Source organism: Microbulbifer regidiadema (SeqCode), from assembly GCF_052467605.1.
Genome location: NZ_CP174316.1, coordinates 702,683 through 714,839, shown reverse-complemented (window position 1 = coordinate 714,839; position 12,157 = coordinate 702,683). Strand labels below are relative to the sequence as shown.

9 protein-coding genes are annotated in these 12,157 nt (G+C 51.4%); 2 read left to right on the top strand and 7 right to left on the bottom strand.

The genetic code is table 11. From position 1 onward, the window contains the following. Positions 1–419: 419 nt before the first annotated feature. From ACJJIF_RS03920 to ACJJIF_RS03890, 7 genes are all read right to left on the bottom strand, one after another. Positions 420–1,358, bottom strand: coding sequence for an SPFH domain-containing protein (locus ACJJIF_RS03920; RefSeq protein ID WP_444930938.1), 939 nt, complete (start codon positions 1,356–1,358; stop codon positions 420–422). A gap of 1,226 nt (positions 1,359–2,584) precedes the next feature. Next, a complete protein-coding gene (locus tag ACJJIF_RS03915) occupies positions 2,585–3,304 on the bottom strand; it encodes a hypothetical protein (RefSeq protein WP_444930937.1) in 720 nt (239 codons plus the stop codon). Positions 3,305–3,698: 394 nt separating this feature from the next. Beyond that, positions 3,699–4,340: a Fic family protein gene (locus ACJJIF_RS03910; RefSeq protein ID WP_444930936.1), complete on the bottom strand. Its 642-nt coding sequence runs from the start codon at positions 4,338–4,340 to the stop codon at positions 3,699–3,701. An 85-nt stretch (positions 4,341–4,425) separates the two neighbouring features. After that, on the bottom strand, positions 4,426–7,554 hold the full coding sequence (locus tag ACJJIF_RS03905; RefSeq protein ID WP_444930935.1) for an efflux RND transporter permease subunit: 3,129 nt from the start codon (positions 7,552–7,554) through the stop codon (positions 4,426–4,428). A 13-nt stretch (positions 7,555–7,567) separates the two neighbouring features. Continuing rightward, on the bottom strand, positions 7,568–8,809 hold the full coding sequence (locus tag ACJJIF_RS03900) for an efflux RND transporter periplasmic adaptor subunit (protein WP_444930934.1): 1,242 nt from the start codon (positions 8,807–8,809) through the stop codon (positions 7,568–7,570). Between the two features lie 15 nt (positions 8,810–8,824). Continuing rightward, complete coding sequence (locus ACJJIF_RS03895; RefSeq protein WP_444930933.1) at positions 8,825–10,138, bottom strand: TolC family protein; 1,314 nt, start codon at positions 10,136–10,138, stop codon at positions 8,825–8,827. 82 nt (positions 10,139–10,220) lie between these two features. Then, the gene (locus ACJJIF_RS03890; RefSeq protein ID WP_444930932.1) at positions 10,221–10,613 is read right to left on the bottom strand and encodes a hypothetical protein; all 393 of its coding nucleotides are present in this window, start codon (positions 10,611–10,613) and stop codon (positions 10,221–10,223) included. 246 nt (positions 10,614–10,859) lie between these two features. On the opposite strand from ACJJIF_RS03890, the gene ACJJIF_RS03885 reads away from it, so the two are divergent. Continuing rightward, positions 10,860–11,678 (top strand): DUF2092 domain-containing protein, encoded by an 819-nt coding sequence (locus ACJJIF_RS03885; protein WP_444930931.1) that lies wholly within the window; start codon positions 10,860–10,862, stop codon positions 11,676–11,678. Further along, complete coding sequence (locus tag ACJJIF_RS03880; protein WP_444930930.1) at positions 11,675–12,154, top strand: hypothetical protein; 480 nt, start codon at positions 11,675–11,677, stop codon at positions 12,152–12,154. The genes ACJJIF_RS03885 and ACJJIF_RS03880 overlap by 4 nt, the downstream gene beginning before the upstream one ends. Positions 12,155–12,157 lie beyond the last annotated feature (3 nt).

Sequence of the window (12,157 nt, the reverse complement as noted above, 5' to 3'; positions counted from 1 at the left end):
CATTCAGCCATTCAAGCAAAGAGGCAAGCTGAACTGACTCTAAAACTCTCGACTGAGGATACTAATGCCACAACTGTCTCGCTTAAGATATATCGCATTACCGATGCTTTCGGAATACTAGCTATAACAAGCCAAAAAATACAAACACCCGCCGATTCAACTCAGCTGTACGCAAAGGTGACTGAGGATCAAAGCCATAAAAAAGGACGACACCCTGTTCCATTAAAGCCTTAAGTTTGGCATCGCCCGCTTTGCGAAGTGAAGATTAATTATGCTGACAGCTAGAAAAGCATACTCTAAACGCTTCTGACCTGGTAGGAGGGCTGGCCTATAAAGATAAAGCTATCCAAAAGCCCCCCTCCCACAATAAGTATCTATAGAGCGCCGCCTACTATGTAGTCAGCCCCGCCTACTCCGTATCAAACAGGTTGTAGTTCTCTCTGAAGTCTCGGCTTTGTTATTGTAGTGGGTTTTTCTGACACCGGCAGCGCAACAGATACTTGCGGCTGAGTTTGACTGCTGGCCATCAAGGCCGCGCTGCCATGGCGCGCAGCAGTAACAATCGCATCATTATCTGCAATCGCGCTCAAAAAACGTAATGCTTCATCGGCGCTAGTACCGACACTGGTTAGTGTCTTGATAGCTTCAGCGGTACTTTCAGCGTATATCCGCCGAGCCTCCCCCGCCTTCTTCATCCGAATCCTTACCGACTCACCATCTGCCTTAGCTTTGCCCAGCTCTCGCTCCTGGATTGCCTTAGCCTCGTAAATCGCTGCCTGCTTCTCACGCTGCATTTCCATAACTCTATTCACCTGAGCCTCTACTGATATTGGCAGGCACGGTTCACCCGATAGTACATCGACCACCTGTATACCAAAATTATTGAAAACGTGACGAAGCCGCGTTTTAACCTTATTCGCTATTTGCTCTTTTTGGCTATAGACCTCTTCAAATTTAATACTGTTAGCAATTGGAATGGCGGCATCTGTCGCAAAGGACTTCAACTGGATTTGATAATTCTCCAGTTCGTACAGAGCCTTATACGCGCGCTTCACATCGGTAGTCACCTGGTGTTGCACCTTAAGGATCAACCCAAAAGTAACTTGATTACTTGTCTTAAGGGTGAGCTCTACAGGGGTCTCCTTTAAGGCCGTAGAGGTTTTTTTATCGACCCAGGAGAGAAAAGGAACAATCCAGTTAATCCCTGGCGTAGCTGTTTTCCAATATCTACCTAGAAATAGTACAAAGTGATACTGTTTGGGTTCTACAAGAACGACAGACTTGGCAAGCAATAAGACTATTACCAATGTAATCACAAATGGCCAAAACAATAAATCCTGAAAGAGCTGCTCAAACATTACTCATCCCCCCGATTAAACAAACCAATTAACAAGGCAAATTTAAGCCCCCAAAACCAGGATATAAGTCATACCCCGGCATCCCCAAAAAACCACATTGACATATAAAAACAAAACACTTTCCGATCATGAAAAATATATTCGATATTGAAGCGATCGCCCACACTACAACTCTTGCTTCACAAGCAAAAATCAAATCATACCGATCTTGCACATCAGGAACTGGAATATATATTGCCGTTCCTCCCCTCTCTCAACTGCTTCTAGAGATGAAACACCCCTTTTAGAGAAAACACAAGATACAACCTGCTCCTATAAGCGGCACCAATGCGACAATGAACGACCGGGCTTCACCTCGATATCAACAAGCTATAAAACCTATCAACCGGTCGAGCGAACCACTATATTCAAACACTAAGCGCTTTATTGAACCGTATCTTTTAGACTCAAAGTAAATTTTGATTATCCGAACTTTCTAAAATAGCAGACAAGATTTTACCCTCAGAATCAACGCTTTCTATCTTTGAACCTCCAAGATTGATGCTGTATTTCACACATCTTCAGACTATCCTGCACTACAGCTTAATCTTTAATAAGCACACTCAGAAATTACAGGCCAAAGGTTTTAACGGGAAATTTCGAGCGCTATTCAAAACCTTTGCGGTGGACTCAACTGGCATATAGCCCAGATAGTAGAAGTTAAGCTTCATATGGAAACTTCGGTCTAGCGGAACATATAAGCAATAAAGGAGGCGCCCCATAGAAAGAGGGCTCATCTAGCAATACGGGAAGCAACACAAGTAATAAAAATATTATTTATATTTCAGCGTTTGCTTACAAACCTAAACACGGCAGGTTAATAATACAAATTGCGGTAGAATTAGCCGCATAGGCTATCAGGGTATTTAGCCGCCCATTGAGCCACCTCTACAGCAACACAAATCACAATAACGACTCTTTCTGATCTGAGCCACCTGACTGCGTACCCTAGCGGAAAAAACTGCCTTGCCGTTTCAGGCCGTTCATTTAGTGCTGCAGATTATTGGCAGCTTTTACTACAACTCTGAAAACTGAATACTCAGAGATAGAGACTACGACGCCCATCTTAAGCGCCAACCATAAATCCCGCGCATATCTTTTATCCCCCTATACGCCATAACCTCACCTAGCAACCCCAAAACCTCAATAAAGCACCAGGAAGAATTAGAGCTTTACGCACCAGTTTATCAAGCCTCTCCCACACAACCCCGCTTCCACTCATCCATTAAATCTTTGGAATATTTAATTAATTGTTTTTTTATTTTTAAATTTTCCATTGAAGTCGTGATTGTCAGATAGAAATCATTATACCCTTCTGAAAATGAACAGTTACTTGCCTCTCCCTTGCGACCACCCGCACGACTACAATATGCAACATAGTATTCACTTAGTGATAAGGGAACCACAGCATTTGCTGCTGGGGGTCTATTGAGTACATGCCAAATAACATAAGGTGGGGGCTCCGAAGACCAGCTTACACTATAAAGGAGCCCCCCATCATCCTCCGATATGCTTGAAGAAGAAAAATCACCTTCGAGCCTTAAAACATCTGAATAAGAGGCGCCAGATAGCCAACGGTTAATATCAGAAGATGAAGCGACCTTAAGATTCAGAACTAAAACCGCCGGCAAACCATAGTCATCTATAACGTACTCATTGATATTTTCCTGCACCAAGCTGGGCGCTATTATAAACTGAACACTTCCGAAATTATGATCATGGTTACCAAAAAATTGAGAGGCACTCTGACTTTGATCTAGAACATCAATGTCCAGGTCATTTTCTGGCATGCAAAATTTAGTAGACCCAAGCTCTATTTCTTGAAAGTCATCTTGTGAAAATGAATAAGCAGTATAAATTATAAACACCAAAACGATAGTTGCAAGCATCATATTTGAAGTTCGCATTACCGTACCCCGACCTGAGGGCCAATGAAGTCACAAGCACTGCACCAAACTGGCCGATATGTACTGGCCGGCAAATTAAATAGAGTGCCTCCAAACAACCAAGCCCCATCCGACCCCAATAAAAATGAGACAACACCATGTCTTTTGAAAACAATATGGTGATATTCAGAAACCTGCTGAGGACTAAGAACGCCAGGTATATTACCAGCACACATCCTTAGGTCCTCCATGACATACTTAGCATGCTCCACCATAAGATCCACCCCTAACTGATTTAGCTTTTCAGGATTGTTACGCAGCCCAGTCAGCCAATTGGCAACTTTACCATTAACCCCACAATCTACCGGCCATAATCAGATCTCAAAATTTCAGCCTCTTTTAAATCGATATTCTATTACCCAAAATCAACATGATACCCTGCTAAAAAATCAATCATTTCTGAATCATTGCCACTATCGTAAAATCGAATCATCTTGGCATCAAACTCAAGTTTTGATTTTGCCGGCACTAAAACAGGGGAAATGCCCTCAGACAGTAGAACACCATTCATCATTAGACGACCGGTGCACTTATTCCCACTTCCAAAAAATTGGTTGCGAGCCATTTGTAAGAACAGGGAGTAAGCACGTACCTTAGTATCCCGGATCATTCCGAGCTTATCTATCATCTCGTGCCACTGGGCATCCAAGGCTTTAGCCTGTGATGGAATGTATTCAGCACCCGGTATGCGTGCATTATTTACGCTAAAACAGCACCTATCTCGGGGCTCTTTTTGGGTAGCAAAATTTTGTAGGCTACACGCGACCTCTTTTGTTACCTCAAAGCATTCGGTCTCGATCAGCCGAAATAGCATTTCCCAGCTCGCCTTCTGATTGAGCACCAGGTTCTGATCACTCAGGGTATACCCTCCAACAGCAATCCCTTCCAATAGCGTTTGAACCTCTGGGAATGTGAAAGGTGAATTTTCCAGGGCGGCACTATCAAATACAAGCTGAGCTATATAGTGCTTGCACTGGAAAAGCAATTTTTTATTCATATAAAAACCCATGACAATCGACCGATATAGACTGCCTACCTCACGCTATAAAACCCAAAGCAGGCAGCCAAAGGAAGTATCAGCTCTAAGAGGCCTCCTGCTCCCTCCCGTGCACAATCCGATAAAGCAGTGGCAGAACAAAAAGGGTTAACAGCGTTGAGGAGATAATCCCTCCAATCACTACAGTTGCCAAAGGCCTCTGCACTTCAGCGCCAGTACCCACATTTAAAGCCATGGGCACAAATCCCAGACTGGCAACCAGCGCGGTCATCAGTACTGGGCGCAGGCGGATCATCGCGCCGTCGATAATGGAGGTTAGCAGCTCACCGCCCTGCTGGCGCAGCTGCCGGATAAATGACAGCATTACCAGGCCATTTAGCACCGCCACACCGGAGAGGGCGATAAACCCTACCCCGGCAGAAATCGACAGCGGCATCCCCCGCAGCCACAGGGCCAGGACACCGCCAGTCAGTGCCAGAGGTACTCCGCTAAAGATAATCAAGGCATCCCTGAATGAGCCGAAGGCCATAATCAGCAGACTGAGAATTACCAGTAGCGTCAGTGGCACTACGATGGAAAGACGCGTACTGGCGGACTCCAGTTGCTCGAAAGTGCCGCCATAAACCAGCCAGTAACCTGCGGGCAGGGAAACTTGTTGCTCTATCCGCGCCCTCGCCTCCTCGACAAAAGAGCCCAAATCTCGATCGCGCACGTTGGCCGTCACCACCACTCGGCGCTTGCCGTTTTCACGACTGATTTGATTGGGGGCTGGGGTCATTTCCAGACTGGCCACCTCAGATAAAGGGACATAACGGCCCAATGGGCTGCCGGCCGGCAGGGGTACAGGAAGATCGCCCAGATTTTCGTAATCCCGACGCAGCTCTTCCGGTAGGCGTACAACCAATTGGAAACGGCGGTCGCCCTCGTAAATCAGCCCCGCTTCTTCACCCCCAATAGCGGTCGAGAGCAAATCCTGTAGGGTTTTGAGGTCGATGCCGTAGCGGGCCAGCGCGATACGCTTGGGAACAACCGAGAGAACCGGTAGGCCCTCCACTTGCTCTACTCGCGTGTCGGCAGCGCCTTCAATCCCATTCAGTACGCCGAGGATTTCATTGGCAGAGGCTACCAGCTGCTCCAAATCATCCCCGAATACTTTGATCCCCAGGTCTGCACGCACTCCAGAAATCAATTCATTAAAGCGCATTTGAATCGGCTGGGTGAACTCGTAGTTATTACCGGGCAACTGCCGAATAGCTTGTTCGATCTCTGCAACCAGTTGCTCTTGTGGCAACTTGGGGTCGGGCCACTGGTCTCTGGGTTTCAGGATCACAAAGTTATCGGCCACATTGGGCGGCATTGGATCTGTAGCCACTTCCGGGGTGCCTATTTTTGCAAACACTTTGTCTACTTGGGGAAACTCTTTAATACGCTGCTCCAGTAGACGCTGCATTTCCACCGATTGCTCCAGACCGGTTCCCGGAATACGCAATGCGTGCAGTGCGATATCGCCTTCGTCGAGTCGAGGTATAAATTCAGAACCCAACGTGGTGGCCAGCCAACTACACAACAGCACCAGTGCCAGCGCTGCGGAAAGCACCAGCCAGCGCACTTTCATCGCTGCGATTAGCAGCGGCTTGTACAGGGATTTGCTGACTGCGATTACCTTGTTTTCTTTCTCACTGATTTTTCCGCTGAGGAAAACGGCAACTGCGGCGGGAACCAGGGTCAGCGAAAGAATCAGCGCCGCTAACAGGGCTATAACCACGGTGGCGGCCATGGGGTGGAACATCTTGCCTTCCACACCGGTTAGGGTGAACAGCGGGATATACACCACAGTAATGATCAACACACCAAATAAGCTGGGGCGAATTACCTCATTGGTGGCTTGGAATACCAACTCTAAGCGCTCTTGCAAGGAGAGCTTAGAGCCGCTGCGCCGTTGATCTTCGGCGAGCCGGCGCACCGCGTTCTCCACGATAATCACGGCCCCATCGACGATCAGGCCGAAATCGAGGGCGCCGAGGCTCATCAGGTTGGCGGAAACACCGGTTTGCACCATGCCAAAAATAGTGGCGAGCATGGACAGTGGGATTACTGCGGCAGTGATAACAGCGGCTCGAATATTCCCCAGTAGCAGAAACAGCACCGCGATCACCAGCAGCGCTCCCTCAATAAGGTTTTTCTGCACTGTGGCAATGGCTTTATCGACCAGGGTGGTGCGATCGTAAACCGCTTCCACCTTGATACCCTCGGGTACGGTGGACTTTACCCGCTCCAAAGCCGCCGCCACATTGCCAGCCACTTCGCGGGAGTTCTCCCCCACCAGCATCATGGCAGTACCCAGCACAGTTTCTTCGCCATCGCGAGTGGCCGCGCCGGTGCGCAGCTCTTTACCGATAGCGACTTCGGCCACATCCGAAATTTTCACCGGTACCCCGGCGCGGCTGGTAATAACCACGCCCTCAATATCGGCGATACTTTGCAGCTGCCCCGGTGAACGCACCAGCAGCTGGCGGCCATTATTCTCCAGATAACCGGCGCCGCGACTCTCGTTGTTGCGGCGCAAAGCCTCGGCGATATCCTCCATGGATACATCAAAATTGAGCATCTGCCGGGGGTCTGGCGTTACGTGATACTGCTTGTTGTAGCCGCCAATGGTGTTCAATTCCGTTACACCGGATACCAGTGACAGCTGCGGTTTGATAATCCAGTCCTGGATTTCCCGCAGTGCAGTGGCATCGTAGGGCTGCCCGTTCGGCTGGGTAGCGCCGGGCAGCGCCTCCACGGTGTACATAAAAATCTCACCGAGCCCGGTGGCAATGGGCCCCATCTCGGGCTCCAGCCCCGGGGGCAGATTGCTTTTGATCGCACCGAGGCGATGGCCAATTAAGTTGCGGGCAAAATAGAGGTCTGTGCCCTCGTTAAACACGGCGGTGACCTGGGATAACCCATAGCGGGAAATTGAACGGGTGTATTCCAGGTTGGGAAGCCCGGCGAGCGCCGCCTCCACCGGGTAGGTAATCCGCTGCTCAGCCTCTAAAGGAGAGAAACCGGGGGCTTCCGTATTAATCTGAACCTGAACATTAGTGATGTCCGGGACGGCATCAATCGGGAGTTTCTGGTAACTCCAAAGCCCCAGCCCTATCAACACAAAGATCAGGGACAAAACGAAGTGGCGCCGCTCAATTGAGAAGCGCAGGATGCTTTCAATCATCTTGTGGCCTCAATTAATGGTGGTGGGCAGCGCCGGATTTTTCGATATCCGCTTTGATCAAGTAGCTGTTCTCGGTGACATAGCGATCACCCGGGTTGAGGCCACTCAGCACCTCTGTCACGCTGCCATCGCTGCGCCCCAGTTTTAACGGGCGAATTTCGTAGACATCCCCAACTTTGATAAACACCACGGTCCCGTTGCGAAATGGTTGCAGTGCGCGGTTCTCCACCACTAAAGGCGCGGGGGTCTCGCGGGTTACCACCCGGGCCTCAACCATCAAGTCTGTTGTCCAGAGATCGTTGGGGTTATCAATCACGGCCCTGGCTATCGCAAAGGGTTGACCATTACCGCCGGGAGCGAGGCTGGCAATCGTTGAGTCGAAAGTGCGATCCCCGGCCGTAATAGTCACTTTCTGACCCAGGTTGATCTGGTCGCGACGAGTGGGGAAAACCTGTAACTCAGCCCACAGCTGGCTGTAGTTGGCAATTGTAAACAACACCCGCTCGCCGCTGAACTCTCCCCCACTGGCCTGCTTATCGATAATGTGGCCGCTAATTGGCGCCACGAGTGGATAGGTTTGCAGGCTGTCATTGGATTCTATAGTCGCGAGCTTTTCCCCTTTTTCTACCCAGTCCCCGAGGGCTTTTTCGATAGTGACGAGGGTTCCCGGGTAACGGGCTCGCACATGACTGAGGCTGCGATGATCAACCGTCGTCTTGCCGTATAGGGTGACACTTTCTTTGATAGTACCGGGGCCAGCCACTGCGGTTTTAATTCCGGCCTTTTGCGCCATTGATTCGGGAATTTTTACCCGACCCTCATGGGATTCATATTTCCAGTCGGTGCGCTCACCGTTAAGAAAAACCGAAACCGAAACATCAAAGGAGTGCGGTTCGCCTCCAATACCCCCACCACGGAAAAACCCGGTATCGGCATCCCAGGTAAAAGGAATTTGATCTACTTGGCCGCCGAGTCTTTCCAGCTCTACCGCGAGGCGCGCATTTTCCAAGGGCTTACCATTGCGACTAATCCAGGCACGGAGCTCCGGCTGGACGCCCCGCTGGAAAGTCAGCAGCTCTACGGTGAGATCATCCGCTTTCAACAGGCGACCGCCATTGGGCCCCCGGGGCTCTTCGTGTTTATCGTGTCCGCCGTGGTTACCGCTGGCATAACTCTGCGGTGCGCACCAAACCCCTGACAACAACAGGGAGAAGGACAATATCGCCAGCCGAATCGCTTTAGTTGGTTTACTCATTATTTCAATCCAGAATTATTTACTGCTATCAACGCCCATAGGGCTGGCGGTCAGTTGTTCAATCTCTGCGCCAAACAGAAGTACCGATCGCGCGGCCTCGATTCGCTCGCGCTCGGCATTGAGCAATTCTTCTCTTGCGGAAATCAGATCCACGTAGGAATCCCGACCGCGTTGGTAAGCGCGATCCACCTCTGTTAACGCTTGGCGAAGTTTGGGAATAACTGAGCCCCCTAAGGTCTCGACAGTATTGAGGGCCTGCTCACGGCTGGTTACTGCCCAGTAAAGCTGCGGGTAGAGTCGGAGTAGTGCCGCTTCTCGGCGCAGCATCACTTCATCCAGTTCTGCCATGGCTGTTAACTCAGCACCGCGATTGCGTTTGGCAGTAAACAGGGGGGCATTAAAGCCCGCGAGGACTGCACTTTCATCGACAGCCCGATTCGTGCGAAGGCCGGCATACCAGCCGATATCCGCTCTGGCATTTGCCCGGGTTAAGCGCAATTGGGAGGCTTGCAAACGCTCCTCAGAGGCAAAGCGGGCTATGGCTGGATTGCCCTCGGCCCGAGCATAGAGCACCTCAAAACCCTCGCTCGGCTCAAAGCGATACAGCTCGGCGGAGTCCACCCGGTAATTTTGCCTCGGCTTTCCCCACAGGGCTGACAGCGCATGCTTGTAATACTCCAGCAGACTCCGATCGCGCTGTTGCGCGAGGGTTGCTTTGGCCAGCGCAGATTCCGCCCGCAGGCGCTCAGATACCGGGCTGGCCGCCGCGCGCACCCGCGCACTAACTGCCGCCAAAGTTTCGCGGGCAAGAGAGACTTTCTCTTGCGCCAAAACTACCAGCTCCTGAGCGGCGAGCACCTGGGTATAGCGGCGGATAACCTCTGCCAACAGGTCCAGCGCCTTGGCCTGCTCATCCGCAATTAACAGGTCGCGCTGCGCATTGACGATATCGATACGCGCCTGGCGCTTGTTACCCAGTTCGACGACTGACGACAGGGTTACGGTCAGTTCGAACTCGTTGTCCGCATTATCCTCCGGGTCCGGGAGGTTATCCTCACCGTAGTGCTTGTACTCCGTCTCAACGCCCAGCTCCACTGCCGGTTTTAATGCGGCAGTCTGCCCGGCACCCTCCAGCCCCTGCTTTCGCAATGGAAATACAGCGAGTTCCGGGTTCTGCGCGAGCGTAAGCTCAATCGCGTCCGGAAGTGTCAGCAAGTCCCCTTTCTGCGCCAGCGTTGCTTGCGCAGATAAACTCAAAATGGTCGCCACCAGGAGTTTGGCGGTTGCACGACCAGCCACGCTCTCGCAGAGCGCGCGATAAAAATCCATGGAATTCTCCCAAATCACATCCTATCGGCGCACACAACTACAGCGCTTTATTGCTATAGCGGCATACGCAGTAATTGACCAATCAGACTTGGGTTATAGGGGGGCGCAACAGAGGAGAGAAATAACCTGAAGGCACTGCTCCAGCAGCGACTTCACCATAGCTCAAAGAACCCCACAAAAGGGGTTGGTAGGACTGCCCCAGAAGCCCCGTTGCATTGATACCGTGGCAATGGCAACAGTGATTGCAAAAGTCTAATACCTGCGCAGATGGATCATCTCCGAGGCTGGAGACGGGGGCAGAGGGACTGGTTGGTTCATCGGGCGTATCCGCCACAGAGCCCTGCGAAGGGCCTGTATGGCTGGAGGAAAAGTGGATAGTGATATCTTCCAGCTCATCGTGACTGTCATAGAAAGCCCCTGCGGTCTGGAAGACCAGCAGCGCAATCAACAAAAATGACAGTCGAACCACATTCATAGAAACAGCGAAACTTGGAATGGTGAAGCGACTCTAGCAAACAAGTCCCCCTCACTCAATCCAATGATGACAACACTCCGCCAGAGAGGGAAACTTGGCGGGTCTTAGTAGCCCGACCTCACTGGTTTCGGGAAGCATAGCTTATCCCCTTTCAGCTCAGGAACCGCCGAACAGCGGGCGCGAAGGTTCTCCTCTACACTGATTTAAATGCCACAACTATGGCTACGCATTGGGAGGTACCGCTAAATGCTTGCTCTTCACACCTTCGGCGGCTTGGCTAGGACGCTGCTTCTTGCAGCGGCGGTGGTCATCCCCCCCACTGTCGCTGCCCAAGCCCCTGCCCCACAGACCGATAAAACCCAAGCGGGGACTGCATCGTCAGAGGAGTCCCTAGACCCGAAAGCGATGGCGGCACTGAAACGTATGGGGAATTACCTCGGCAATCTCAAAATGCTGACTTTCAATGCCGATATTTTCACTGAGGTAGTGCTGGAGAACCAGGAGAAGCTCCTGATTGGCGGTACCGTCGAGTACATCGCAATGCCGCCAAAACAGCTGCGCGTAGACTTAAAGACAGATTCAATTACCCGCCAGTTTATTCACAGTAGCGACAAGTTCACGGTTATTGCTCCCCGCGACGGTTATTTCGCCGAGATGGAGGCCCCCCAACCTACCGCGCAAATATTGACTAAAGCCGCCCAGGAATACGGTATTGAAATACCCTTTGCCGACCTTCTCGAGTGGGGCAGAAAGAAAAATGTTTGGTCCGGCATTAAAGAGGGCTTTCTGGTAAACCGCCCTATGATCAACGGTCACAAAACTGAGCACTGGGCATTCCGCTCAGAAAATCTGGACTGGGAAATCTGGATTAAGACCGGTGACAAGCCCCTGCCCCTGCGTATTTCCACGGTCAATACCCGCGATCCCGCCAAGCCCCGCTTTATCGCCACCTTGAACTGGCTGGAGGGTAAACCCGCTGTCAAGGCCCGATTTACCCCGTCTACCGGCAAACTCAAACAAATCAAGTTTAAGAGGGCAGAACCCAACAAGGAGGCGACACCATGATACCTCGCAACAGTCAAAAGAGAGGGCTTATTGCACAATGGCTTGCGCCCGCCCTGATATCGAGTGTGCTACTGGGGATACTGGCACCCCCTGCCGCCGAAGCGATGGGGCGGTTTGGCGGCGGCGGGGCCCACTTCAATATAGGGGGGCACTTTAATGGGCCGCGCCCAATGGGCGGCGGTTTTCACGGCGGCTATGGGCCGGGAGAGTTTGCCAGGCGCTTCCCCAATCATCCCCCGTTCCCGCCCCATCGCCCCCCCTATCCGCCCCCTCCCTGGCACCCGCACTACTGGCCCTATCCGGGCCCGGCATTTTGGGGGACAGCAGCAGTCGGTGGATGGCTGTATACACTGCCGAGCAGCTGTGTGGTGGTAACGATTGGCGAGGTCACTTATGAGCACTGCGGGTCCTACTGGTATGAACCGCATTTTGTCGGTGGCCATATTGCCTACCGCCCGGTTCCGCCTCCCCGCTAGGTA